Source organism: Knoellia sp. S7-12 (assembly GCF_040518285.1).
In the GTDB taxonomy this organism is placed as follows: Bacteria; Actinomycetota; Actinomycetes; order Actinomycetales; family Dermatophilaceae; genus Knoellia.
The window spans coordinates 2,284,885-2,309,997 of record NZ_CP155449.1 but is presented as its reverse complement, the minus strand read 5'-3'; the positions used below and the strand labels follow the sequence as shown (position 1 = coordinate 2,309,997).

The following is a 25,113-nucleotide window of genomic DNA, read 5'->3' as shown; positions in this document are numbered from 1 at the left end:
CTGCCCTCATTGCGGAGTCGTTGACTGCGGAGGTGATCGAAAACCTCATCGGCGCAATCGCCGGCATCGCAGTCCTGGCCTACCTCGTCTACGCCCTCATCCGACCGGACAAGTTCTGATGAGTGACACCCTGAGCGGCCTGCTCACCTTCGGTGTCCTCGTCGCCCTACTCGTGGCCGTGGGGCTCCCGCTCGGCGCGTGGCTTGCGAAGACGCTCACGGACACTGCGCACTGGCGGGTCGAGCGGATGGTGCATCGGCTCGTGCGAGTCGACACGTCCACGGAACAGAGCTGGAAGTCGTATGCCGTGAGCGTCATCGCGTTCTCCATAGCGGGAATCGTGATCCTCTTCACGCTCATCCTGAGCCAGGCCAGACTGCCCCTGTCCCAGGGCACCGGCGGCATGTTCTGGCACACGGCCCTCAACACCGCTGTCTCGTTCGTGACGAATACGAACTGGCAGTCGTATGCCGGTGAGATCGGGGTCGGGCCACTCGCGCAGACCGTGGGCCTCACCGTCCAGAACTTTGTCTCGGCCGCCGTCGGCATCGCCGTGGTGGGGGCGCTCATGCGAGCCATCGCCCGCTCCAGCGCGCAGACGATCGGCAACTTCTGGGTCGACATCACCCGCGTCGTGGTGCGCGTGCTCCTGCCCGGTGCGTTCGTCGCTGCCGTGGTCCTCATGGTTGGTGGTGTGATCCAGAACCTGCGGTCTCCGCTGACGGTGACGAGTCTGGATGGGGCCGAGCAGGTGATCCGTGGGGGGCTCGTCGCTTCCCAGGAGGCCATCAAGCAGTTCGGCACCAACGGCGGTGGCTACTTCAACGCCAACTCCGCGCACCCCTTCGAGAACCCCACCGCCTTCACGAACCTCGTCCAGATCTTCCTCATGCTGGTCATCCCATTTGCATTGACCCGCACCTTCGGAATCGTCGTGGGAGATCGACGCCAGGGGTGGGCCCTCACCGCCTTCGCCGGCACCCTGTGGCTCAGCAGCGTCGCCCTCACCACGTGGGCAGAGCTGGGCGCAGCATCCGGGCCCGCGGGCTCGATGGAGGGCAAGGAGGTGCGCTTCGGTCTGTGGAGCTCGACGATCTTTGCCGCCTCGACGACGGGCACGTCGACGGGCGCGGTCAACTCCCTGCACGAGAGCTACAGCCCCCTGGGCGGAGGCGTCGTCCTCGGCAACATGCTGCTGGGCGAGATCTCGCCAGGGGGTGTCGGCTCTGGCCTCTACGGGATCCTCATCATCGCGATTCTGTCCGTCTTTGTCGCGGGCCTCATGGTGGGCCGCACCCCCGAGTACCTCGGCAAGACGATCGGCCGCCGCGAGATCACCTGCGCCGCGCTGTACTCGCTCGTCATGCCGGTGCTCGTCCTCGGCTTCACCGGTGCTTCGTTGGCGATGGCCGGACCGCGCGAGACGATGACCGCCAGCGGACCACACGGTCTGACGGAAGTGCTCTACGCCTACGCGTCGGCCGCGAACAACAACGGCAGCGCCTTCGCGGGGCTGGGTGCCGACAACCCTTGGTACAACCTCACGCTCGCAACCTGCATGCTTCTCGGCCGCTTCCTCCCGATGCTGCTCGTGCTCCGTCTCGCCGGCCTGCTCGTCGAGCAGAAGAAGCGGCCCGACACGGCGGGCACCATGCCCACCCACACGCCTCTCTTCGTCGGCCTGCTCATCGGTATCGCCCTCATCCTCGCCGGGCTGACGTTCTTCCCGGCACTCGCACTCGGTCCCCTCGCGGAGGCACTCGCATGAACACCTCAACCATCGCCACTGTCGCTCCACAAGCCCTGTTGAAACTCGACCCGCGCCACGTCTGGCGCTCCCCGGTGATCTTCGTCGTGTGGATCGGATCGGTTCTCACGACAGCACTGGCCCTTGTCGACCCGAGCATCTTTGCGTGGTCGATCGCCGTGTGGCTCTGGGCGACGGTCCTTTTCGCCAACGCGGCCGAGGCTGTCGCCGAAGGACGGGGCAAGGCCCAGGCCGCCAGCCTGAGGGCGTCGAAGCGTGACGCCGTGGCACGGCGCCTGACCGCCTCCGGCGAGGAAAGCGTGCCAGGCAGCGAACTCCGCGTCGGCGACGAGGTCGTCGTTGAGGCAGGCGAGGTCATCCCCGGCGACGGCGACGTCGTCCAGGGCGTGGCCACCGTCGACGAGTCGGCCATCACGGGAGAGTCCGCGCCCGTCATCCGCGAGTCCGGAGGCGACCGCAGCGCTGTCACCGGCGGCACGACGGTCCTCTCCGACCGCATCGTCGTGCGGATCACGACCAAGCCGGGAGAGAGCTTCATCGACCGGATGATCGCGCTCGTCGAAGGCGCCGAACGCAAGAAGACGCCCAACGAGGTCGCGCTGACCATCCTGCTCACGACCCTCACGGTCATCTTCCTCGCGAGCGTCATGGCCATCCAGCCCTTCGCGGCGTACTCCGGTGAGCTCCAGCCGGTCATCGTGCTCGTCGCCCTGCTCGTCTGCCTCATCCCGACGACGATCGGCGCGTTGCTCTCGGCCATCGGCATCGCCGGCATGGATCGCCTCGTGCAGCGCAACGTGCTCGCCATGTCCGGCCGCGCCGTGGAGGCCGCCGGTGACGTGTCAACCCTCCTGCTCGACAAGACAGGAACGATCACCTTTGGCAACCGACAGGCCCGCGACATCGTTGCGGTCACCGGATCGCACGAAGCCGGAATGTCACTCACGGAGGCCACGCTCCTCTCCTCGCTGGCGGACCAGACTCCGGAGGGCCGATCCATCGTCGACCTCTGCCGCATCGACGGACAGGTCGACGACGAACGCACGGCCGAGTCGCTCACCCGCGAGGGTGCCCTGTTCCACGAGTTCACGGCGACGACCCGCATGAGCGGCGTCGACCTGCCCGACGGCACCCGGATCCGCAAGGGCGCCTCCTCAGCGGTCGCCCTCTGGGTCACCGACCAGGGCGGCACGGTGCCGCAGGATGTCGGCGAGGTGGTCGACGGCATCTCCGAACAGGGGGGCACCCCACTGGTCGTCGCCCTTGCACGTCCAGGTCTGCGCGCAGGGGCCATCGGTGTCATCCACCTCAAGGACGTCGTCAAGCCCGGGATGGCAGAGCGCTTCGACACCCTTCGGGCGATGGGGATCCGCACTGTCATGATCACCGGCGACAACCCCCGCACGGCTGCCGTCATCGCTCGTGAGTCCGGTGTCGACGACTTCCTCGCCGAGGCCACGCCGGAGGACAAGATGGCTCTCATCCGCAAGGAGCAGGAGGGCGGCCGTCTCGTTGCCATGACCGGCGACGGCACCAACGACGCACCGGCCCTGGCTCAGGCCGACGTGGGGGTCGCGATGAACACGGGGACGTCCGCGGCGAAGGAGGCCGGCAACATGGTCGACCTCGACTCTGACCCGACCAAGCTCATCGAGATCGTCGAGATCGGCAAGCAGTTGCTGATCACCCGAGGTGCCCTCACAACCTTCTCGATCGCGAACGACATCGCGAAGTACTTCGCGATCATTCCCGCGATGTTCGTCGTCCTGTTCCCCGGGCTCGACGCCCTGAACATCATGGATCTGGGGTCCCCCAAGAGCGCCATGCTCTCGGCGGTGATCTTCAACGCCCTCATCATCCTTGCACTGATTCCGTTGGCACTCAGGGGTGTTCGCTATCGCCCCTCAAGCGCCGCGGCGCTGCTGCGCCGCAACCTGCTCGTCTACGGACTTGGTGGCGTCATCGTGCCGTTCATCGGCATCAAGCTCATCGACCTCGTCGTCTCCCTGCTTCCCGGAATGAAGTGATCGCCATGTCCCTTGTCCGTCAACTCCTTGCCGCCCTGCGCATGATGCTCGTCCTCACCCTCATCCTTGGCGTGCTCTATCCCGCACTCGTCTGGGGGTTGGGCCAGGGCGTGGCCAGCGACCGGGCCGACGGCTCGCTCATCAGCCGAGACGGTGAGGTGATCGGCTCGAGCCTGATCGGGCAGGCCATCACGGATCCGACCCTGTTCCACCCCCGGCCGTCGACGAGTGAGTATGCCGGTGGCACCAGTGGTGGCTCGAACCTCGCCGAATCTTCGCAGGACCAGGCGACCGCGATCGCCGAGCGACGCACGGCTTACGCAGACATCGCCGAAGGCGAGCCCACGGCTGATGCGTTGACCGCCTCAGCCAGTGGGCTCGACCCCGACATCAGTCCGGAGTTCGCCCAGGCACAGGTGAAGCGGGTTGCATCGGCGACGGGCATCGACCCGGCGCGGGTGTCGCAGCTCGTGGAGGAGAACACCGCCGGACGACAGCTGGGTTTCCTCGGCGAACCGCGGGTCAACGTCCTCGAACTCAACCTCGCGCTCGACGACTTGCGCTGACGGGCACAATCAACCCATGAGCAGAGGAGTGCTGCGCGTCTACCTCGGGAGCGCGCCGGGTGTGGGCAAGACCGTCGCGATGCTCTCCGAGGCCCAACGACGCAGTGAGCGAGGCACCGACGTCGTCATCGGGGTGTGCGAGAGCCATGGTCGCGCGTTCACCGCATCGATGATGGCCGGCATCGAGTCCCTTCCACTGCGACCCGTGACCCATCGGGGGTCGGCGCTGTCCGAGCTCGACGTCCCGGCCGCCATCCGTCGGCGGCCGGACGTCGTCCTGGTCGACGAGTTGGCTCACACCAACGCGCCCGGGTCGCCGCACGAGAAGCGGTGGCAGGACGTCGATGACCTGCTCGACGCGGGGATCGATGTCATCTCGACGGTCAACATCCAACACCTCGAATCCCTCAACGACGTCGTCGAGTCCATCACCGGGGTGCGTCAGCTCGAGACCGTGCCGGATGAGTTCGTCCGGGCCGCTGACCAGGTCGAGCTGGTCGACATGTCCCCCGAGGCGCTGCGTCGACGCCTCGCTCACGGCAACGTGTACGCCGCGGAAAAAGTGGACGCGGCTCTGGCCAACTACTTCCGCGTGGGCAACCTGTCGGCTCTGCGTGAGCTCTCGCTGCTCTGGGTCGCGGACCGGGTGGAGGAGGGCCTCACGCGCTATCGCGCGGACCAGGGCATCACCGACTCGTGGCCCACTCGCGAGCGGGTGGTCGTGGCACTGACCGGTGGGCCGGAGGGCAAGGCCCTGTTGCGACGGGGCGCCCAGATCGCCTCTCGCGGTTCCGGAGGAGAGCTCATCGCGGTGCACGTCACTCGCGCCGACGGCCTCGTGGCCGCCGAGATCGACGAGATGGAGTCACTGCGCCGTTTGACCGGGGAACTAGGTGGGACGTTCCAGACCGTCAAGGGCGATGACACGGCGCAGGCGATCCTGGCCCTCGCGCGGGGCGTCAATGCCCGCCAGATCGTCATCGGTGCCTCACGCCGGAAACGCTGGCAGGAGGTCTTCAGCCCAGGTGTCGGGCAACGGGTGGTCGAGGCCTCCGGAGACATCGACGTCCACCTTGTCAGCCACGACTGGACCCGCTCGGTGCGAGCACCCTTGCGGTTCGGACCTGAGCTGGGTCGCGGTCGCAGCATCGCCGGGTGGCTGCTCGCGATAGTGGGCACCCCGATCCTGGCCGGGCTGCTGTTTGTGACCGATGGTTGGCACGACCTGCCTCTCGAGGTTCAGCTCTTCTTGTTGCTGACGGTCTGCACGGCCCTCGTCGGTGGTCTGTGGCCCGCTCTGGCCGCAGCCGTCCTCTCGAGCGGACTGATCAACTGGTTCTTCACCGACCCGCTCTACACCTTGACGATCTCCGATCCGCAGAACCTCGTGGCGTTGCTCGTGTTCCTTGGTGTCGCCCTCGCCGTCTCGTCGGTGGTCCACGTCAGTGAGCGGCGGGCGGCCACAGCGCGGGCGGCGAGTCGGGAGACCGCTGCCCTTGCGTCGTCGGCGGAGTCGCTGCTCGGTGAGGAGGATCAGCTCCAGGCACTCCTGCTGCAGGCCGTCGACTTCTTCTCGCTCGACTCCGCTGCCGTGCTTTCTCGAGCGGGTGTGCGCGACGAGTGGGCGGTGGTCGCTGCGACCGAGGGCTTCGATGTGAGCCAGGTCCGCCGCGCGTCGGTGCAGGCGACCGTGGATGAGGAGCGGACCCTCGTGCTCTTCGGACGTGTTCTCACCGGGGACGATCGACGCCTCGTGTCGGCTTTCACCTCCCGGGCAGGCGCGATCCTGCGCCGGGTCGAGCTCGTGCGCGAAGCTGCCCGTGCCAAGGCTCTCGCCAAGGACAGTCGGGCGCGCACGGCCCTGCTCGCAGCGGTGTCGCACGACCTGCGCACTCCGCTGGCGTCCATCAAGGCCGGGGCGTCGAGCCTGCGAGCGAAGGACGTCTCCTTCAGTGAGGCCGATCGTGCCGACCTGCTCGAGAGCATCGAGGAGTCGGCGGACAAGCTCACCGGCCTCGTGGCCAACCTGCTCGACATGTCGCGGTTGCAGAGCGGGGCGGTCACTCCTCGGCTCGAGGCCGTCGCCCCCCATGAGGCGATCGACGACATGACGGAACTGCTCGAGACCAATGGACCCGTGCGCTCGACCCTGAGCGCCGACCTGCCCCTCGTCGATGCCGACCGCGGACTTCTTGAACGCGTTCTCGCCAACGTTCTCGAGAACGCGCAGCGTCATTCGTCGGGTGAAGTGGTCGTGACCGCGTCGCCGATGTCGGACCGGGTGCAGTTTCGCGTCGTTGATCGGGGGCCGGGGGTGCCACGCGATGGCAAGGAGACGATCTTCGCGCCGTTCCAGCGCTTCGGCGACACTCCGCAGGGCAACGGGGTGGGCCTGGGACTGGCCGTCGCGCGTGGTCTCATGGAGGCCATGAACGGGACGATCACGGCCGAGGACACTCCGGGCGGCGGTCTCACCATCGTCCTGGAGCTGCCACGGACCGAACCGGTGCGCAACGTCGCCGCAAGGAAGTCGTGGTCATGAGCCGGATCCTCGTCGTCGACGACGAGCCACACCTCGTCCGGACGCTCGCGATCAACCTGCGGGCCCGGGACTACGAGGTCGAGACGGCGGGTGACGGCCGTTCGGCGCTGCAGGCGGTGCACGACCAGATGCCTGACCTCGTCATCCTCGACCTCGGCCTGCCTGACATCGATGGCGTCGACGTCCTGCGCCGGATCCGAGAGGTGTCCCAGACACCCGTCATCGTCCTGTCCGCGCGCACCGACTCCATCGACAAGGTCGAGGCACTGGACGTCGGGGCCGACGACTACGTGACCAAGCCGTTCGCCGTCGACGAGTTGCTCGCCCGGATCAGGGTGGCTCTTCGACGCACCCGGGACGAGTCGGTTCCGGCGATGGAATCGTTCGTGACGCAGCACTTCGTCCTGGACTTCAGCGAGCGCCGGGCGGTCGTGGCGGGAGAGACCGTGCGTCTCACCCCCACCGAGTGGAGCCTGCTCGAGGTCCTGGCTCGGCACGCCGGCCACCTGGTTCCTCAGCGTGAACTGCTCCGAGAGGTGTGGGGACCGCACTACGGGCGGGAGTCGAACTACCTGCGCGTCTATGCCAACCAGCTGAGGCGCAAGCTCGAGCCGGACCCCTCTGATCCGCGCTACCTCGTCACCGAGCCGGGGCAGGGCTATCGACTGATGGCCGACCGGTCCGGGTCCGCAGATGGCGTGGATGGCGCCTAGCATCGACGCCGTGGCATGGGCGAGGTTCAGCTCCCTCGATGGGGGAGTCATCGAGGGCAGTGGCGTCGAGACCGTCACGCACGACATCGATGACCTCACCGCGGGCTTCTGGGCTGTCGTCGTCACCTTCGAGGGCGACCTCACCGCGGTCCGCATGTCCCAGGTCTCGCGCTTGCCGGCCAGTTCATCGACCGCTGTCCGGGCCGACACGACCTGGCCGGGAGTCGAAGGCGTGTGGACCAGCAGCCTGGACGACAGGGCATACGTCGACGGGGTTGAAGAGATCCGCGAACGGATCGCACGCGGCACGGTCTATCAGGTCAACCTCTGTCGCGTCCTGAGCGCGGAAATCGGCGACGGGAGTGTCCGAGGTCTGGGCGACGTTCTCGCACAGGGCAATCCGGCTCCATATGCAGTGACGATCGACATCCCCGAGGCCGGGCTCGAGATCGCGTCGGCGTCGCCCGAGGCCTATCTCGTGCGACGCGGCAACACAGTGACGTCGAGTCCGATCAAGGGGACGGCCGCGACGGCCGATGAGATGTTGCCCAAGGACTACGCGGAGAACGTCATGATCGTGGACCTCGTCCGCAACGACCTCCAGCACGTATGTCGTCCGGGCACCGTTCGCGTCGACCACCTGTGCCGTGTGGAGCAGCACCCGGGGCTCGTCCACCTCGTGTCCGACGTGACGGGGGAGCTGCGCGATGGTGTCGGTTGGTGTGAGGTGCTGGACGCGTCCTTCCCGCCCGGCTCGGTGTCGGGGGCGCCGAAGCACACGGCCCTGCAGGCCATCACCGATCTCGAGACCATGCCTCGTGGCCCCTATTGCGGAGCCATCGGGTGGATCGACGCCGATCGTGACGAGGCGTTGCTGGCGGTCGGGATCCGGACGTTTTGGGTCGACGATGACGGGTCGGGCCGCCGGATGCTGCGCTTCGGGAGCGGCGCCGGGATCACGTGGGGATCGAATCCACAGGGCGAATTGCACGAGACAGAGCTCAAGGCCGCGCGCCTTGTGTCTCTCGCGCGGGGAGCATCTGGGAAGGTTGGACCATGAACACGATCCAGGTGTGGGTGGATGGTCAGATCGTCGATGCTGATGCGCCGTCGGTGCGCGCACTCGACCATGGGGTGACCGTCGGGGACGGAGCCTTCGAGACGTGCAAGATCGTGCGGGGTGAGGCGTTCGCGCTGACACGGCACATGGCCCGGCTCGGACGAACCCTGGCCGGGCTCGGTCTGCCCGCCGTCGATGAAGGACGCGTGCGCGACGGCGTCGCCGCCGTTCTCGCCGCTGGAGACCCGATCGACTTCGGGCGAGTGCGGATCACTGTCACCGGTGGCGCCGGCCCACTGAGTTCGGACCGCAACGACTCGCCGGCCACGATCATCGTCGCTACGACCCCGTCAGCGCCGCACGCACCGTCGGCGGCCGTGGTCACCGTTCCGTGGGTGCGCAACGAACGTGCCGCGACCGCGGGTCTCAAGACGACGTCGTATGCCGAGAACGTCATCGCAGTCACCCATGCCCGGTCCCTCGGCGCTGAGGAGGCACTGCTCGCAAACACTCGCGGGGAACTGTGCGAGGGCACCGCGTCCAACGTCTTCGTCGTCACCGACGGGGTGCTCCGGACGCCGCCCCTTGACAGCGGATGCCTCGCCGGCATCACTCGCGAACTGGCGATCGAATGGTCCCGCAAGGCCGGGATCGAGGTCGTCGAGGAGACGCTGCCGTTCGACGTGCTGGCCCGTGCCGAGGAGATCATCATCACGAACTCCTCGCGTGACGTGCAGGGTGTTCACCTGGTCGACGACCGCTCCCTGGTCGCACCCGGACCGGTGACCGCGCAGGTGGTCGACGTGTGGCGCACGGCCGAGGCAGACCTGGGGATCGACCCGTGACCCTGACACCGCCTCCCGGGGAGGCACGCGAGAACCTTGATGACGACCCCCGGGTTGACGCCGCCGAGGACGACTGGGAGTGGCGACGTCGGCTGCGGGCCAACCCAGCCACGGCCAAGATCTATCGCGTCGCCGTGTTCATCGTTGGGCTCGCCATCGTGGTCCTGGGTTTGTTGCTCATCCCGTTCCCGGGGCCGGGCTGGCTCATCGTCATTGCTGGTCTCGCGATCTGGGCGACGGAATTCGAGAGGGCCCAACGCATCCTCGACTTCGTGAAGAGGTATCTCCGCATCTGGGAGGAGTGGGTCAAGCGCCAGAACCTGTTCGTCAAGGGGATCGTCGGCATCGTCGGGATCGCGTTCATCGCGACTTTGCTGTGGCTGACCTTCCACTTCTCCGGCATCCCCGGGTTCTTCCCCGATGGCCTCGAGAACTGGATGCGCACCACTGCCCGGATCTGAGCGATCGTCGGTGCGGGACCCTGATTTCGTCGGGGGAGTGGGGCCGGGTATTCTCGGTCCGCCCGCTCACCAGTGGGCCCGGACGTGTAGCTCAGCTGGTTAGAGCACTCGCCTCACACGCGAGGGGTCAGGGGTTCGAGTCCCTTCACGTCCACAATCAAGACCCGGCGGCGCTGGCGCGCCGCCGGGTCTTTCTTGTCTCCGAGTTGGGGCCCGCCTTCACGTCCACACCAAGGATCGGGCGATGAACCTGCTGGACGAGCTCGAGGGCACGTGGCACATCGTGGCCACGACTTTCCCGATGTGGCTCAGCGGCAAGCGCACCAGTCCGACCTTCACCTACACCCGTCGTGGCGACGTGCTCGAGGACGACGTGGCGTTCCGGTCGGACGAGAAGAACAAGCACATCCGGGGCACCGACACCCCCACGGGGCCGACGTCGTTCGAATGGCGCGGCAACGGTCTGCTCAAGCTCCTGAGGAGTCAATGGCAGGTCACCCACGTCGCTGACGACAATTCGTGGGCGGTCACCGAGTTCGCCAAGACGCTCTTCACTCCCGCCGGAGTGGACGTCATCACCCGCGTGAGCGTTCCGGACGCTGCGACGTGGCGAGCCATCGACGAGGAGCTCGCGCGCCAAGGCAGGACGGGAGTCCGGCGACTCGCAGGAAACGCGACCTGAAGAGCCAGCCGGGCGGCATACGCGCACGTCAGGGGTTTGTCCGACAAGCTGTCCAGCTCAACGGAGGGAAAGTAGGCGACGGACGTCATAGCTGAGGCGTAGCGTGCACAACATGGAGCGAACCCTCCCGGTTTCCACACGTACCGACGGGGAGCGACGGCTGCTCGACAGCTTCGCCGCCATTCCGCCGAGCGAGCGCGTCCGCTTGACCAAAAGCACCTCCAACCTGTTCCGAGAACGCACGCGGACCACGACTCCGGGGCTCGACACCTCGGGTCTCACCGGAGTTCGTGTCGTCGATGTCGCCGCGCAGACGGCAGACGTCGACGGCATGTGCACCTACGAGGACCTCGTCGCTGCGACGCTGCCGCACGGGCTCACACCCCTCGTCGTCCCGCAACTGCGCACCATCACCCTCGGTGGCGCCGTGACCGGTCTCGGCATCGAGTCGTCGTCGTTCCGCAGCGGTCTGCCCCACGAGTCCGTCGTCGAGATGGACATCCTCACCGGCACCGGAGAGATTGTCACCGCCCGCCCGGACAACGAGCACGCCGGGCTCTTCCACGGGTTTCCGAACTCCTACGGATCCCTTGGCTACGCCACCCGTCTGCGCATCGAGCTCGAACTCGTCAAGAAGTTCGTGGCCATGCGCCACGTCCGCTTCCACGACCTCGCGAGCCTGTGCGTGGCCATCGACGCCATCGTCGCTGCCGGCACCCACGACGCTGAGCCGGTCGACTACATCGACGGTGTCGTCTTCACCCGCGACGAGGCCTACCTCACCCTCGGTCAACAGGTCGACGAGCCTCCCGTCGAAGGGCCGAGCCGTCCGAGCGACTACACCGGGCAGCAGATCTTCTATCGCTCAATCCAGCACGACGACCCGAAGCCCAAACGCGACCTGCTCACGACCCACGACTACCTCTGGCGTTGGGACACCGACTGGTTCTGGTGCTCGCGAGCGTTCGGTGCCCAGAACCCGCGGATCCGTCGGCTGTGGCCGAGTCGCTGGCGCCGGTCGAGTGTCTACTGGAAGCTCGTCGCCCTCGACCAGCGGCGAGGCATCTCGGATCGCCTCGAGGCACGCAAGGGCAACCCGCCTCGAGAGCGAGTGGTGCAGGACGTCGAGCTCCCACTCGAGCACACGGCTGAGTTCCTCGACTGGTTCCTCGATGAGGTGCCGATCGAGCCGATCTGGCTGTGCCCGTTGCGCCTTCGCGGCGACACGACCTGGGATCTCTATCCACTCCGTCCCCGCCACACCTATGTCAACGTCGGCTTCTGGTCCACGGTCCCCGGTGGCCAGCCGGGAGCCACCAACCGAGCCATCGAGCGTCGCGTCGCCGAGCTCGACGGGCACAAGTCGCTCTACTCCGATTCCTACTACTCCCGCGAAGACTTCGATGCGCTCTACGGCGGCGATGGGTATGCCGCGCTCAAGGACTCCTACGACCCGCGCGGACGCTTCCCTCACCTCTATGACAAGGCGGTGCGACACGCATGAGCAGCACGACCCGTGAGACCCGGACGATCGCCGATCTCGTCGACGCGGCAGTGGTGGCACCTCTCCCACTGCGCATCACGGCATACGACGGTTCGAAGACCGGACCGGACAGCGCACCGCGAGCGCTTCACATCGCGAACCATCGTGCGCTGTCCTACCTCGCCACGGCCCCGGGCGACCTTGGGATGGTCCGCGCCTACACGACCGGCGACCTCCTCATCGAGGGCGTGCACCCGGGCAACCCCTACGACGCTCTGGTCGACCTCGAGCGGCTGCGTTTCCACCGCCCTGACCGCCAGCTCTTGGTCGACCTCGCCAAGGTCCTCGGGCCTCGCGGCCTCACCCCGCCGCCGCCACCACCCCAGGAGGCGCTCCCGCGCTGGCGTCGCGCCACCGAAGGGCTGCGCCACTCGTTCACCCGCGACAAGAAGGCGATCCACCACCACTACGACGTCTCGAATCGCTTCTACGAGCTCGTTCTCGGTCCGTCGATGGCCTACACGTGCGCCGTCTTCCCCGAGCGCGACGCCGACCTCGATGCGGCCCAGGTCAACAAGTACCGCCTCGTCTTCGACAAGCTGGGTCTCAAGCCTGGAGACCGGCTTCTCGACATCGGCTGCGGTTGGGGAGGCATGGTCCGGTATGCCGCGCGCCAGGGTGTGCGGACCCTCGGCGTCACGCTGTCACGCGAGCAGGCGACCTGGGCGCAGGAGGCCATCGAGAGTGAGGGCCTCGGGGAGCTCGCGTCGGTGCGGTTCGACGACTACCGCAACGTCACCGAGACCGGGTTCGACGCCATCTCCTCCATCGGCATCACCGAGCACATCGGTGTGCGCAATTACCCGGCCTACTTCCGGTGGATGCTGGACCATGTCAAGGAGGGCGGGTTGGTCCTCAACCACTGCATCACCCGGCCGGACAACCGGCCCAGGAGCGTAGGGCCGTTCATCGACCGCTACATCTTCCCCGACGGCGAGCTCACCGGCTCGGGCCGCATCATCTCGACGATGCAGGACAGCGGGTTTGAGGTGCTGCACGAAGAGAACCTGCGTGAGCACTATGCGTTGACGCTCACCGGCTGGTGCGAGAACCTCGTCGAGCACTGGAACGAGTGTGTGGAGGAGGTCGGCGAGGCGACGGCCAAGGTGTGGGGCCTCTATCTCGCAGGCTCGCGCCGTGGGTTCGAGCGCAACGTCGTCCAGCTCCACCAGGTCCTGGCCACGAGGCTTGATGAGTCCCGCTTGCCGCGAGTTCCGTTGCGTCAGTGGTGGTCGGCATGACTGTCGTCATCGTCGGAGGTGGGTTGGCCGGTGCGACGGTGGCCGATGAGCTGCGAGGCCGCGGGTTCACGGACGACATCGTCATCCTCGCCGCCGAGCAACACCTGCCCTACGAGCGTCCCCCTCTGAGCAAGGGCGTGCTCCTCGGTGACAAAACAACAGACGATGCCTTCGTCCACCACGAGGCGTGGTGGCGTGAGCACGACATCGATGTGCGCACCGGCACAGAAGTCCAGTCGATCGACCTGGCCGACCGCCGGGTCGTGACAAATGCCGGCGAACATCCCTACGAATGGCTGGTGCTCGCGACCGGCTCTGAGCCGCGACACCTTCGGCTGGCCGACGAGTGTGGCAAGCCAGTGCACTACTTGCGCACGATGGAGGATTCGCTCGCCCTCAAGGACGCGCTTGCCGACGGTGCGCGCATCGCCATTGTCGGTGGTGGGTGGATCGGGCTGGAGGTGGCTGCGGCAGCACGTGGGGCCGGTGCAGCCGTGACCGTCCATGAGGGCGCGGAGCTCCCGCTGCTCGCCGTGCTTGGCCCCGAGGTCGCGCAGCACTTCGCCGACCTGCACCGGGCCCATGGTGTCGATCTGCGGCTGGGCGCACCGGTCACGGGTGACGCACTGTCCGATGCCGATTTCGTCGTCGTGGGTATCGGTGCGGCTCCGCGGACGGCCCTGGCCTCCGCAGCGGGACTCGAGGTCGATGACGGTGTCCTCGTGGACGAACTCCTGCGCACCTCCGATGACCACGTCCTCGCCATCGGAGACATCGCGAACCAACACCATCCGGTGCTCGGTCGCCGAGTGCGAGTCGAGCACTGGGACAACGCGATCGGCCAGGGCAAGACCGCCGCAGCCACGATCACCGGCTCGGCCGAGCCCTACGCGAAGCTGCCCTACTTCTTCACTGACCAGTACGACCTCGGGATGGAGTACTTCGGGAGCGTTGGCCCGGACGGCTACGACCGTGTCCTGACCCGCGGTGACTTCACCGGTCCGTTCCGCGCCTGGTGGATCCGCGGCGACACAGTCGTCGCCGCGATGCAGGCCAACGACTGGGACGCGAGCGATGAGACGAGGGCGAGTGTGGGCCAGGCGCCGCCGGAGGCCTGATCGCGAGCGATGGTCAGCCCGAAGGTGACGAGACCGCGCTGAGCAGCCACACGGCATACTCCGCGCTCGCCGGGTGGAGCTCATAGCTGCCCGCGCGCAGATCCACCCTGAGCCCCGAGGCCTCGACGTCGGCCACGAACTCCTCGGGCAGATAGGTGCGGCTGCCGGCCGGGCCTGCCGAGAGATGGAAGCCGATGAGGATCCGCCCACCCGGAGCGAGCAGGTCGCGCAGGTTCGTGAGCGCCTGACGCTCGGTGTCCTGCGCCAGGAGGATGAAGACGTTGCCGACGGCAACAACGAGGTCGTATGCCGTGGGGCGCCCGTGGGCTTCGAGCTCAGCTGGCGACGCCTCAAGGATGTCGAGCGCCAGCAGCCCTATTCCGGGGTAGACGTCTTCGGCCTGGACCACGAGGCTGCGGTCGGGCTCAATGCCGGTGACGTCATGGCCTCGCGCCCGCAGCGCCGCGGTGACCCGGCCCATGCCAGCGCCGGCGTCGAGGATGCGGGCCCGCCTGGGCGAGAGGGCATCGGCGAGCCGGGCCTCACCGTCCACGTCCTTGCCCTGAACGATGAGCTCGGCGAAGCGAGGTCCATAACCGTGGGTGGCTTCGCCGGCCAGCGCCCAGCGGCTCAAGGGCGTCTCGTTCACGCGTCGTACGCCGCGGGCAGAGGCTCGAGGAGCCCGGGTGCGCCCAGCCAGGCGTCAGGGATGGCGAAGGCGTCGACGAGGGTGCGGGCATGGGGCGCGAGGTCCTTGCAGAGCACGCCGACGCTGCGAATCACGGCCTTGGATCCGGTGGGGGTGAGCCGTCCGTGCTCGAGGTACCACCCTCGGTGACGCTCGATGGTCGACAGCGCGAACAGGTCGGTGACGCTGTCGAGGAGCTCCTTGGCCGGGCCTGCCTCGCACGCCTCGACCGCCTGGCAGAGGGCCTCGAGCAGGACCCGGTCAATGTGCGCCTCTGCAGCCGCAAGGAGGTGGTCCTGCGCGTTGTTGAAGATCCGGAACGCCGCCTCCGGCTCGGCCTTGGAGGCCTTCCCGAGACGCAGCGCCACGCCCTCGAGAACGTGCTTCTCACGGTCGAGGAAGAGCGAGAGCTGCCGGCCGCGATGGAACTCGGCCTCGTCATCGTCGTCACTCGGGGCGCGCGACTTGAGCCGCGAGATGAGACCGGCAGCGGGGGTCTTCTCGAGGATGGAGGACGCGGTGAAGCGCGACGCGAACGCAATCATCGCCAGCGGCGAGTTGTCCTCGAACGTCTCCTGGAATTCGGTGAGCAGCCCCTTGGCCACGAGCTGGAGAAGGACGGTGTTGTCACCCTCGAAGGTCGTGAAGACGTCGGTGTCGTCCTTGAGAGCGGTGAGTCGGTTGTCGGCCATGTAGCCAGCGCCACCGCAGGCTTCGCGGCACATCTGGATGGCGTCGGTCGCGTGCCGGGTGGTGATCGCCTTGATGCCGGCGGCTCGCGCCTCGAGCTCGCGCTGACCCTCCTCCGGTGCGTCGCCCTCGTGGCCGGCGACGTCGTGCAACATCGCCACGAGGTCGTTCTGGGCGAGCATGAGCGCATAGCTCTTGGCGATCGCGGGCAGGAGTTTGCGTTGATGCGCGCGATAGCTCATGAGAGTGAGCTCCTCGCCGCCACCAGGAGCGCTGAACTGCCTTCTGTGGAGGGCATATCGGGTCGCCAGCGTGAGGGCTGACCTCGTCGCCGCCCCGGCACCGCCAGCGACGGAGACCCGGCCACGCACCAAGGTGCCCAGCATCGTGAAGAAGCGGCGTGAGGAGTTGTCGATGGGAGAGGTGTAGGCGCCGTCTGCGCTGATGTCCCCGTAGCGGTTGAGGAGGTTCCATCGGGGCACGCGCACGCCGTCGAACTCAAGGGTGCCGTTGTCGACGCCGGGCAGTCCGCCCTTGGCGCCGCAGTCGCCGATCGTCACGCCGGGTGACGCCTTGCCGCTCTCGTCGCGGATGGGCACCAGGATGCAGTGGACGCCATGGCCCTCGCCGTCGGCGGTGACGAGCTGCGCAAACACCGCCGCCATCCGTCCGTCACGGGCGGCGTTGCCGATGTAGTTCTTCTGCGCGCCGGGCGTGGGGGAGTGGACGACGATCTCGTCGGTGGTGGGGTCGTGGGTGGCGGTGGTCTCGATGTGCTGCACGTTGGAGCCGTGGCCGGTCTCGGTCATCGCGAAGCAGCCCAGGAGGGTGCCGTCCAGCATTCCCGGCAGGTATGCCGTGTGGTGCCGCGCCGTCCCCAGGTTGGCGACTGCGCCACCAAAGAGGCCGAACTGGACCCCGGCCTTGACGAGCAGGGACAGGTCGCCGTGCCCCAGCATCTCGAAGGCGGTGACGGAGGCGCCGAAGTTGCCGGTGCCGCCCATTCCCTTGGCCAGCCCGTCGGGCGCGAAGTTGTCGCGGGCGAGGGTCAGGAGCTGGCGCTTGGTGTATTCGCGGTGCTCCTCCATCGTCAGGGGCAGGGTCGGCGGAGCGAACCGCTCGACGTCCTCGTGAGCGCGCAGCCGCTGTCGCACGTCGCCCCAACGTCCGTCGAGAATCTGGGTCAGGGTGGGGGCAAGGTCGTCCACGATCACTCCTTGTCGGGTGTGGCGTCGGCCGTCGGCCAGGCCGAGGACAGACCGCCCCAGATGAGCTCGGTGAGGTGCTCCTTGAGCGTCTCACGGGAGGTACCCGAGGCGGCTGCTCCTGCGCGAAGCCATTCGTCGCCGGCGGCACGAACCATGCCGACCACGGCGTGACCCCAGGTCGCGGCCGGCTCGGTGCTGCGTCCCGCGGTGGCGAGGGTGGCCGCGATGAGGTTGCCGATCTGCAGGGCCATGGCCTGGCTCACGGTCGAGGCGAGATCGATGGTTTGGGTGCGCTCTGACGGTGGGACGAGGGGCGCAGCCACGATGAAGCGATAGACCTCCGGGTCGTGCTCGACGAGAGCGAGGTAGGCGTCGACCGCAGCGGCCAGCAGGTCCCGGGGCGGGGACGCGGGAGTCGCGGGTTCGACGAGCTGCCCCGTGAGGACGGTGACATCACCGACGGCTCGAGTGATGTCGCGCAGGATGAGCGCGTTCACCCGTTCGGCCACCGCGCCATAGAGGCCCGCCCGGTCGGTGAAGTGTCGGTAGTAGACCGTCTTGGACGTCCCCGCGACGGCAGCGATGTCGTCCATGCCCACCCCGGCACCACGGCTGCGGATCGCCCTCAGGGTGGCCTCGACGAGCTCGGTGCGCCGCTTGGCCCGGTGCTGGTCCCAGCGACTGTTGCGCCCGTCCACGGCAGCGTCACCAGCGATGTCGCCAGCAGCGTCGTCGGCAGCGTCGTCGGCCGACGTCGTGCCGGTGGCGTCGCTCTTGTGGCTCGAAGGGCCCGTGGTGCTGGTCACAGATCGGACCGTAGCAGGTGAACGGAGGTACCTGCTACCGTCAGTACCGGATATGTGTCGCGTCCCACGTGACCACTTCGTCCCCCTCACGACAGACCTCAGGAGCCCACGGTGACATCAGCCAGTCCCCGCCGCGCCGCCATCCTCGGCGGCAACCGCATTCCCTTCGCCCGTCAGTTCGGGCCCTATGCGCACGCGTCGAACCAGGACATGTTCACGGCCGCCCTCGAGGGCCTCGTTGCCCGCCACGGCCTCGGCGGCGAGCGCCTCGGCGAGGTGGTCGGCGGTGCGGTCATCAAGCACTCCCGCGACTTCAACCTCACCCGTGAGGCCGTCCTCGGCTCGAGCCTCGCGCCCGAGACCACGGCCTACGACGTGCAGCAGGCCTGTGGCACCGGCCTCGAGAACGCGATCCTCGTCTCCAACAAGATCAAGCTCGGCCAGATCGAGTCCGGCATTGCCGGCGGCGTCGACACCGCGTCGGACGCGCCGATCATGGTGACCGAGAAGCTGCGTCGCAAGCTGCTCAAGATCAACCGCGGCAAGACCACGCTCGACATGGCCAAGGGTGCTCTCGCGATCCGCCCCGGCGACATCGGCATCGAGACCCCCGCCAACACCGAGCCCCGCACCGGCCTCTCCATGGGTGACCACATGGCCATCACGGCCAAGAAGTGGGGCATCACCCGCGAAGCCCAGGACGAGCTGGCCGCAGCGAGCCACCAGAACTTGGCCGCGGCATACGACCGCGGTTTCTTCGACGACCTCATGACGTCCTATCTCGGCCTCGCCAAGGACCAGAACCTGCGCGCCGACTCGACCGTCGAGAAGCTCGCCAAGCTCAAGCCGGTCTTCGGCAAGGGTGAGGGCGCGACGATGACTGCGGGCAACTCCACGCCGCTCACCGACGGTGCGTCAGCGGTCCTCCTCGGCAGCGAGGAGTGGGCCGCAGCGCACAACCTCCCCGTCCAGGCCTATTTCGTCGACGGCGAGGTGGCCGCAGTGGACTACGTCCACGGCGACGAGGGACTGCTCATGGCTCCCGCGTATGCCGTGCCGCGCCTTCTCGCGCGCAACGGACTCACGCTCCAGGACTTCGACTACTACGAGATCCACGAGGCGTTCGCGTCGACCGTGCTCTCGACCCTGAAGGCCTGGGACGACGAGGACTTCTGCAAGGACAAGCTCGGCCTCGAGAAGCCGCTCGGCTCGATCGATCGCAGCAAGCTCAACGTCAACGGTTCGTCGCTCGCCGCGGGGCACCCCTTCGCCGCTACCGGCGGACGCATCGTCGCGTCGCTCGCCAAGATGCTCCACGAGAAGGGCCCGGGCAGCCGCGGTCTCATCTCGATCTGCGCTGCCGGTGGGCAGGGCGTCGTCGCCATCCTCGAAGGAGCCTGATCCATGGCGTTCAACTACGGACAGTTCGTCAGCGGTGGTGTCGGCAGGCAGCTTGCCACCACCTTGGGCCTGCCGCGGCCGAGCCGACTGCGTCGCCACAAGGTGGGCGGCTCGCTCATCACCGGCGAAGTTCTCGTCGCCGGGCACGGTGACGCTCCCGTCGCCGAACGCGTCCGCCACCTGCTGGCCGACGCGGGTGTGCAGGTCGCTTCGAGGCCATCGACGTCGGTCGTTGGCGTCGTTCTCGACCTGACCGCGATCGAGACCCCGGCCGATCTCGAGACCCTGCGCGCTGTCGTCGGTCCGGCGCTCAAGACGTTGGCGCCCACGGGTCGCATCATCGTCATCGGTCGCCCGCCCGAGTCGGCCACGTCGGTCACCCAGGCGGCCGCGCGTCGCGCGGTCGAGGGCATCGTCCGCTCCATCGGCAAGGAGATGCGTGGTGGCGGCACCGCCAACACGGTCCTCGTCGCCGAGGGTGCTGACGCCGGTGTCGACGCGACGGTGCGCTTCCTGCTCTCTGGTCGCTCGGCCTACGTGTCCGCCCAGGTCTTCCAGGTTGCTGCACCCGTGGGCGACATCACCGCTCCCGCTGACTGGGACCAGCCGCTCGCCGGCAAGGTGGCCATCGTCACGGGTGCCGCTCGCGGCATCGGCGCAGCGATCGCCGAGACGCTCGCGCGTGACGGCGCGACGATCCTCGCCGTCGACATCCCGGCTGCTGGCGGACCTCTCGCCGAGGTCGCCAACAAGCTCGGTGGCTCGGCCCTCCAGGTCGACGTCACTGCGCAGGATGCTGGCGCCAAGATCGTCGAGCACGCCACGGCGCGCCACGGTGGCTTCGACATTGTCGTCCACAACGCTGGCATCACCCGAGACAAGCTGCTCGCCAACACCGAGGCCGACCGCTGGGACTCCGTCCTCCAGGTCAACCTCCTGTCGATCCTGCGGATGAACGAAGCACTGATCCCCGCGATCAACGACGGTGGGCACATCGTCAACGTCTCCTCGATCGCCGGCATCGCGGGCAACCGCGGTCAGACCAACTACGCCGCCTCCAAGGCCGGCGTCATCGGCATGACCCAGTCGCTCGCCGCCGACCAGGCGATCCTCGACAAGGGCATCACCGTCAACGCGGTGGCACCCGGCTTCATCGAGACCGAGATGACCGCCAAGATCCCCCTCGCCACGCGTGAGATCGGGCGTCTGACCAACTCGTTGCAACAGGGAGGTCTGCCCATCGATGTCGCCGAGACCATCGGCTACTTCGCGTGGGACGCCAACCGTGCCGTCACGGGCAACGTCGTCCGGGTCTGCGGCCAGATGATTCTGGGGGCCTGATGAGTCAACAGGAGTTGTTCGGCTCTGCGCCATCACTGGCGAAGGTCTTCGTGCGCGCGGCGATCGCCGGCAAGAAGTCCGGCGGGGCGCTGCCCACGAGCGAACTCGTCCTCACTGGACACAAGGTCCAGCGCGAGCACCTCATGGACTATCAGCGGCTCTGCGGTTTCGGCGTCGATGACGTTCTCCCGCACACCTACCCGCACATCCTGGGATTCCCGCTGCAGGCAGAACTCATGGCGCGCAAGTCGTTCCCGTTGCCACTGGTCGGGCTCGTCCACGTCGAGAACACCATCACAGTGCGACGGACCCTCACCAGCGACGACGTGCTCGACGTCGCCGTCCACGCCGAGGACCTGCGCGATCACCCCAAGGGTCGTCAGGTCGACCTCGTCACCGAGGTCAGCGTCGAGGGTGAGTCGGTGTGGAGCGGTCGCTCGTCCTACCTCGCCCGCGGCAGGGGCAACCCCGACGCCGAGCGTGGCGCCGAGTCGCCGTCCATGCCCCAGGGGGTGGCTGCGGCGCAGTGTTCGCTCCCGGGCGATCTCGGCCGGCGGTACGCCGCGATCTCAGGTGACGTGAACCCGATCCACATGTCCGCGCTCACGGCCAAGGCGATGGGCTTCCCCAGGGCCATCGCCCACGGCATGTGGACCTCTGCCCGCGTGCTGGGCGCGCTCGGCCGTTCGGTGAACGGGCCGAGCACGTCCCACGTGTGGTTCAAGAAGCCGGTGCTCTTGCCGGGCAAGGTCGACTTCGTCGTCGACCGCAGCCAGGCCGTGGTTCTGGCGGGGCTGCGCAACACGCGCAAGCCCGAGACCGAGCACCTGGTGCTCACCCTCGAAACCGCCGCCCACTGACCAACATCCGACTTATTGCGACTTCGCGCACTGTTTCGTCCCAGCACACCTGCGCTGGGAGGTGCGCGAAGTCGCAATAAGTCGTTCAGGGTGCCGGGGTGAAGCCGAGGACTCGGCCGTAGAAGGCGAGCTCGCGCGTCACGGAGTCCTCGATCGCTGACGCGGCCCGGAAGCCGTGACCCTCATCGGGATAGATGACGAGCTCCACCTCTTCGCCAGCGGCACGCATGCCGGCAGCCATCGACTCCGCTTGCGCCTGCGGCACGACCTCGTCGATCCCGCCCTGGAGCAGCAGCACTGCCCCCTGAACCGAGTCGACGTGGTGGATGGGGGAACGCTCGACATAGAGGTCGCGGGCCTGCGGATAGGGGCCGACGACTCGGTCGAGGTAGCGCGACTCGAACTTGTGGGTGTCCGCCGCGAGGGCCTCGAGGTCCGCGACACCGAAGTAGCTCGTCCCTGCAGCGAACGCATCACTCGTGGTGAGGGCTCGCAGCACGGTGTAGCCGCCCGCGCTCCCGCCACGGATCGCGAGCCGTTCGCCATCGACGAGCCCAGCCTCCGCAAGTGACCGCGCACCCGTGACGACGTCGTCGATGTCGATGACTCCCCACTGGCCGAGAAGCCGGTCGCGATAGGCCCGCCCGTGACCTGTGCTTCCCGAGTAGTTGACGTCGAGCACTGCGAACCCCCGGGTCGTCCAGAACGCGCGGGCGAGCTGCAGCCCGGCCTCCGTGCGGCTCGTCGGCCCACCGTGGACGAAGACGAGCAAGGGCGGCAGCTCGCCGTCAGGTCCGGACGTCTCGGGGTGCGTCGGCGGCAGGAAGACCCCGTGCACCTCGTCCCCGCCGGTGTTGGTCCAGGTCCGCGCCTGCGCCGCGCTGGCGTATGCCGGGTCGAGACCTTCGTCTCGGCTGCGCCGAAGCGTCGTGAAGGGTCCGGTCACCGGCCCTCGCACGACCGACGGAAGCGCCGTGAGGGTGCCCACCCGGACGACGACTTCGCCATCCACCGCCTGGAGCTGGTCGAACTGCACGCCCTCGAGTTCCACGTCGGAGATCTCGCCGGAGGGCGGATCAAGGACCCCCAGGCGACCCACGCCATCGGCCCACCAGTGGACGAGCACCCGGCCGTCGGAGAGCAGGGCGAAGTCGCTCACGCCCAGGACCCACTGCGGCTGCATGAAGTCAGCCGCTGTCGAGTGGACGGGGACAGCGCCAGAACCGCTGTCCCGCTTGAGGTTCCACCACCCTGACTCATCGGAGACGAACCAGAGGCTGCCGCTGGCGTCGAACTGGGGCTGCCCGACGGAGACGTCCGTGCGCCCCTCGACGACCAACCATTCGAGTGGCTGCTCGGCATCGAGCGAGGCCCGGCGCAGGGTCGTCGTGTCCCACGGCATGTTGGGGTGGTCCCACGTCACGACCGCGAGCTGCGATCCATCAGGGGACAGCGCGGGGCGACCGACAAAGTCCGATCCCTCCCACAGGACGACACCACCGTCGGCGTTGTCGCCGTGCAGGTCCAACCGCACGAGGGTGTTGACCGGTTCGCCCTCGCCGGAGTGGTCCTCCCGCACGGCGAGGACGAACCCGTCGCCCAGCACGAGCCCGCCATAGCGGAACTTGCCCTCAGGCGTGATCGTCCGCAGGGAACCGTCCGACGCGACGTCGTGGACCTGCAGGTCCGGCATCGTCGTGACGACAACGGTTCCGGAGCGGACGGCATACGCGCCCCCGCCGTATTCGTGGACCCGCGAACGCACGTTGACGCCCTCGCCGACCACGTCCTCCACGACACCGGTTGCACCGACGTGCCGCACCAGCACGACCCGCCCACCCTCCCACGGCCGCGATTCGAGCCAACACGTGTCGGGTCCGTCGACGCGAACCTCGTCGAGGCCTCGTGTGGCGGCGGTCAAGGAACTGGGGGACACAGGAGACGACCAGGAGCCGAACGGGAGGACGGGCATGAGTCCAAATCTAATCGTCCGGGGAAGTACTACCGATGGGATCACCTCATTCCGGGGTGTTCTGCGCTGTTCCGCCGATCACGAACGGCGACGTCACCCCGAAGTAGGCCAGGTGCGCGACCAGCCCTTCACGGGCATGTCGCAGGTTGTGGCAGTGGTCCATCCAAATGCCCGGGTTGTCAGCAACGAACGCGATGTCATAGGCCTCGCCGTCCTCGACGTTGAGCGAGTCGATCCACCAGGGGCTGCCGGACGCCCGAATCCCGTTGCGGGACAGCACAACTGCGTGGTGTCCGTGCAGGTGCATCGGGTGCACCTCACCGGAGTCGTTGACGACCCGCATCCGCACTACATCGCCCTCGGCCACCATGAACATCGGCACGTCCGGAGACATGGCGCCATTGATCGTCCACCACATCCCGGGCCTGCCATCGAGGAACCCGAGCCGGCGCCCAATGACATAGTCGAACGCGCGCGTCGCCGCCGCCGGATCGAAGCCGAGCGCCGCCGGCGTCCCGTACGACAGCAGGTCCACCTCGTCCGTCGGGGCGCTGGCTGGGGCCGGGACCGGCCCGTCGCCGACCACGAGTGAGGTTCCGGCCACCTGCAACCGCACCGCGCCGGCCTGCGGCACCGTGACCTCGAGGTCGGCCCGTCCACCTGCCGTGACCAGAATCGAACGGTCCTTCACCACCCCGGGTTCGTGCATATCCCGTCCGTCGACGGCGACGACCGTGTATGCCGTGCTCACCCAGACCGGCATCGGTCCCGGATCCGTGTTGATGACTCGAAGGCGGACCCTGGACCCGGGTGCGGCAGCCACGCGTGACTCACCGGCACGGCCGTTGAGGGTCCGCTTGCCTGCGTAGGTGTGGGCCAGGACGACGACGTCGGCCGCGCTCTGTTGCCCACCGCCGGGCGGCACGTTGGCACGTGGCGCGACGACGAAGGCGCCGAGGAGCCCACCGCGGACCTGCGGGTCGGAGACCTGGTGCGAGTGGTACCAGTAGGTCCCTGCCTGCGCGACGAACCGGTAGACATGATGGCCGCTGGGAAGGATCGCGTCCTGGGTGACACCGGCGACGCCGTCCTGGGAGTTCGGCACATCCACCCCGTGCCAGTGCAGGGTCATGCCCTCGGTGACGTCCTCGTTGCGGACCCGGACCTCGACCAGCTGGCCCTCGGTGGCAGTGATCGTCGGGCCGGGCGTCTGCCCGTTGAGCGCGAAACCCTCGACGTTCCGGCCGTCCGGGAGGCGAACCTGGCCTTGCGTGGCGACGAGGTCAACGACGACCTCGGCTGGGCGGGACGGGTCGGCGGTGAGTGAGCTGACCGTCCTGTCCGGCGCGGTCGGGGCTGCGGCACCCGGCGCGAGTGCGCCCACGGACCCGTGCCCGTTGTGCCCGTCGACAGGACTTCCCGCCGGCAGGCCGAGGTCCATCGTGCCCATCGACATGACGTTGTAGCGATCGGGCAGTCGGCTGGAGAACCACGCGGCGGTGACGACGAGCACCAGGACTCCGGCGAGGCCCAGGGCACCCCACCGCAGAAACCGGGCCAGTGGCCCGGTCACCGCCACGT

The 25,113-nt window shown here is 67.9% G+C and carries 21 protein-coding genes and 1 tRNA gene; 17 read left to right on the top strand and 5 right to left on the bottom strand.

The genetic code is table 11. The annotated features are described in order from the left end of the window. The first annotated feature begins 20 nt into the window (after positions 1-20). The 14 genes from kdpF (at position 21) to V6K52_RS11100 (ending at position 14,566) form a co-directional block, all read left to right on the top strand. Positions 21-119, top strand: coding sequence for a K(+)-transporting ATPase subunit F (gene kdpF, locus V6K52_RS11165; protein WP_353950190.1), 99 nt, complete (start codon positions 21-23; stop codon positions 117-119). Further along, positions 119-1,768 (top strand): potassium-transporting ATPase subunit KdpA, encoded by a 1,650-nt coding sequence (gene kdpA / locus V6K52_RS11160; RefSeq protein ID WP_353950189.1) that lies wholly within the window; start codon positions 119-121, stop codon positions 1,766-1,768. The genes kdpF and kdpA overlap by 1 nt, the downstream gene beginning before the upstream one ends. Then, a complete protein-coding gene (gene kdpB / locus V6K52_RS11155; RefSeq protein ID WP_353950188.1) occupies positions 1,765-3,795 on the top strand; it encodes a potassium-transporting ATPase subunit KdpB in 2,031 nt (676 codons plus the stop codon). The genes kdpA and kdpB overlap by 4 nt, the downstream gene beginning before the upstream one ends. Before the next feature lie 5 nt (positions 3,796-3,800). After that, a complete protein-coding gene (kdpC, locus tag V6K52_RS11150) occupies positions 3,801-4,361 on the top strand; it encodes a K(+)-transporting ATPase subunit C (protein ID WP_353950187.1) in 561 nt (186 codons plus the stop codon). Between the two features lie 16 nt (positions 4,362-4,377). Continuing rightward, positions 4,378-6,903, top strand: coding sequence for a sensor histidine kinase KdpD (locus V6K52_RS11145; RefSeq protein ID WP_353950186.1), 2,526 nt, complete (start codon positions 4,378-4,380; stop codon positions 6,901-6,903). After that, positions 6,900-7,616, top strand: coding sequence for a response regulator transcription factor (locus tag V6K52_RS11140; RefSeq protein WP_353950185.1), 717 nt, complete (start codon positions 6,900-6,902; stop codon positions 7,614-7,616). Before V6K52_RS11145 ends, V6K52_RS11140 begins: the two co-directional genes overlap by 4 nt. 10 nt (positions 7,617-7,626) lie before the next feature. Continuing rightward, positions 7,627-8,676, top strand: coding sequence for a chorismate-binding protein (locus V6K52_RS11135; RefSeq protein ID WP_353950184.1), 1,050 nt, complete (start codon positions 7,627-7,629; stop codon positions 8,674-8,676). Further along, positions 8,673-9,521 carry an aminotransferase class IV gene (locus V6K52_RS11130; protein WP_353950183.1) on the top strand — a complete coding sequence of 283 codons (849 nt, stop codon included), beginning with the start codon at positions 8,673-8,675 and terminating at the stop codon, positions 9,519-9,521. The genes V6K52_RS11135 and V6K52_RS11130 overlap by 4 nt, the downstream gene beginning before the upstream one ends. Then, on the top strand, positions 9,518-9,982 hold the full coding sequence (locus V6K52_RS11125) for a TIGR02611 family protein (RefSeq protein ID WP_353950182.1): 465 nt from the start codon (positions 9,518-9,520) through the stop codon (positions 9,980-9,982). Before V6K52_RS11130 ends, V6K52_RS11125 begins: the two co-directional genes overlap by 4 nt. Positions 9,983-10,062: 80 nt before the next feature. Then, positions 10,063-10,136: transfer RNA gene (locus V6K52_RS11120), tRNA-Val, on the top strand. Positions 10,137-10,226: 90 nt separating this feature from the next. Then, positions 10,227-10,664 carry a hypothetical protein gene (locus V6K52_RS11115; RefSeq protein WP_353950181.1) on the top strand — a complete coding sequence of 146 codons (438 nt, stop codon included), beginning with the start codon at positions 10,227-10,229 and terminating at the stop codon, positions 10,662-10,664. A gap of 112 nt (positions 10,665-10,776) precedes the next feature. After that, entirely contained in the window at positions 10,777-12,168 is a 1,392-nt protein-coding gene (locus tag V6K52_RS11110; protein ID WP_353950180.1) for an FAD-binding oxidoreductase, read from the top strand. After that, positions 12,165-13,448: a cyclopropane-fatty-acyl-phospholipid synthase family protein gene (locus V6K52_RS11105; protein WP_353950179.1), complete on the top strand. Its 1,284-nt coding sequence runs from the start codon at positions 12,165-12,167 to the stop codon at positions 13,446-13,448. Before V6K52_RS11110 ends, V6K52_RS11105 begins: the two co-directional genes overlap by 4 nt. Beyond that, entirely contained in the window at positions 13,445-14,566 is a 1,122-nt protein-coding gene (locus V6K52_RS11100) for an FAD-dependent oxidoreductase (protein ID WP_353950178.1), read from the top strand. Before V6K52_RS11105 ends, V6K52_RS11100 begins: the two co-directional genes overlap by 4 nt. A 13-nt stretch (positions 14,567-14,579) precedes the next feature. Here V6K52_RS11100 and V6K52_RS11095 read toward each other — a convergent pair whose 3' ends face one another. Genes V6K52_RS11095 through V6K52_RS11085 form a run of 3 tightly spaced genes read right to left on the bottom strand, consistent with a single transcriptional unit; the run spans position 14,580 to position 17,958 of the window. After that, positions 14,580-15,215, bottom strand: a complete 636-nt coding sequence (locus tag V6K52_RS11095) for a class I SAM-dependent methyltransferase (protein WP_353950177.1) — start codon at positions 15,213-15,215, stop codon at positions 14,580-14,582. Then, entirely contained in the window at positions 15,212-17,152 is a 1,941-nt protein-coding gene (locus V6K52_RS11090) for an acyl-CoA dehydrogenase (protein ID WP_353950176.1), read from the bottom strand. The genes V6K52_RS11095 and V6K52_RS11090 overlap by 4 nt, the downstream gene beginning before the upstream one ends. A gap of 2 nt (positions 17,153-17,154) precedes the next feature. After that, on the bottom strand, positions 17,155-17,958 hold the full coding sequence (locus V6K52_RS11085; protein WP_353950175.1) for a TetR/AcrR family transcriptional regulator: 804 nt from the start codon (positions 17,956-17,958) through the stop codon (positions 17,155-17,157). 111 nt (positions 17,959-18,069) lie between these two features. On the opposite strand from V6K52_RS11085, the gene V6K52_RS11080 reads away from it, so the two are divergent. From V6K52_RS11080 to V6K52_RS11070, 3 genes are read left to right on the top strand one after another with little or no spacing between them, the layout of a single operon-like run. Then, positions 18,070-19,359 (top strand): acetyl-CoA C-acetyltransferase, encoded by a 1,290-nt coding sequence (locus V6K52_RS11080; protein WP_353950174.1) that lies wholly within the window; start codon positions 18,070-18,072, stop codon positions 19,357-19,359. Between the two features lie 3 nt (positions 19,360-19,362). Next, complete coding sequence (locus V6K52_RS11075; protein WP_353950173.1) at positions 19,363-20,700, top strand: 3-oxoacyl-ACP reductase; 1,338 nt, start codon at positions 19,363-19,365, stop codon at positions 20,698-20,700. Further along, positions 20,700-21,560, top strand: a complete 861-nt coding sequence (locus V6K52_RS11070; RefSeq protein ID WP_353950172.1) for a MaoC/PaaZ C-terminal domain-containing protein — start codon at positions 20,700-20,702, stop codon at positions 21,558-21,560. Before V6K52_RS11075 ends, V6K52_RS11070 begins: the two co-directional genes overlap by 1 nt. An 85-nt stretch (positions 21,561-21,645) precedes the next feature. Here the strand turns inward: V6K52_RS11070 and V6K52_RS11065 are convergent, their stop codons facing one another. Both V6K52_RS11065 and V6K52_RS11060 read right to left on the bottom strand, forming a co-directional pair. Continuing rightward, positions 21,646-23,532, bottom strand: a complete 1,887-nt coding sequence (locus tag V6K52_RS11065) for a prolyl oligopeptidase family serine peptidase (protein WP_353950171.1) — start codon at positions 23,530-23,532, stop codon at positions 21,646-21,648. Positions 23,533-23,578: 46 nt separating this feature from the next. Next, positions 23,579-25,105 carry a multicopper oxidase family protein gene (locus tag V6K52_RS11060; protein WP_353950170.1) on the bottom strand — a complete coding sequence of 509 codons (1,527 nt, stop codon included), beginning with the start codon at positions 25,103-25,105 and terminating at the stop codon, positions 23,579-23,581. Positions 25,106-25,113: the final 8 nt, after the last annotated feature.

Excerpts from the sequence above, each read along its gene's own strand:
- kdpA (WP_353950189.1), top strand. The coding sequence starts at position 119 with ATGAGTGACACCCTGAGCGGCCTGCTCACCTTCGGTGTCCTCGTCGCC.
- kdpB (WP_353950188.1), top strand. The coding sequence starts at position 1,765 with ATGAACACCTCAACCATCGCCACTGTCGCTCCACAAGCCCTGTTGAAA.
- kdpC (WP_353950187.1), top strand. The coding sequence starts at position 3,801 with ATGTCCCTTGTCCGTCAACTCCTTGCCGCCCTGCGCATGATGCTCGTC.
- V6K52_RS11145 (WP_353950186.1), top strand. The coding sequence starts at position 4,378 with ATGAGCAGAGGAGTGCTGCGCGTCTACCTCGGGAGCGCGCCGGGTGTG.
- V6K52_RS11140 (WP_353950185.1), top strand. The coding sequence starts at position 6,900 with ATGAGCCGGATCCTCGTCGTCGACGACGAGCCACACCTCGTCCGGACG.
- V6K52_RS11130 (WP_353950183.1), top strand. The coding sequence starts at position 8,673 with ATGAACACGATCCAGGTGTGGGTGGATGGTCAGATCGTCGATGCTGAT.
- V6K52_RS11115 (WP_353950181.1), top strand. The coding sequence starts at position 10,227 with ATGAACCTGCTGGACGAGCTCGAGGGCACGTGGCACATCGTGGCCACG.
- V6K52_RS11110 (WP_353950180.1), top strand. The coding sequence starts at position 10,777 with ATGGAGCGAACCCTCCCGGTTTCCACACGTACCGACGGGGAGCGACGG.
- V6K52_RS11105 (WP_353950179.1), top strand. The coding sequence starts at position 12,165 with ATGAGCAGCACGACCCGTGAGACCCGGACGATCGCCGATCTCGTCGAC.
- V6K52_RS11100 (WP_353950178.1), top strand. The coding sequence starts at position 13,445 with ATGACTGTCGTCATCGTCGGAGGTGGGTTGGCCGGTGCGACGGTGGCC.
- V6K52_RS11075 (WP_353950173.1), top strand. The coding sequence starts at position 19,363 with ATGGCGTTCAACTACGGACAGTTCGTCAGCGGTGGTGTCGGCAGGCAG.
- V6K52_RS11070 (WP_353950172.1), top strand. The coding sequence starts at position 20,700 with ATGAGTCAACAGGAGTTGTTCGGCTCTGCGCCATCACTGGCGAAGGTC.
- V6K52_RS11065 (WP_353950171.1), bottom strand. The coding sequence starts at position 23,532 with ATGCCCGTCCTCCCGTTCGGCTCCTGGTCGTCTCCTGTGTCCCCCAGT.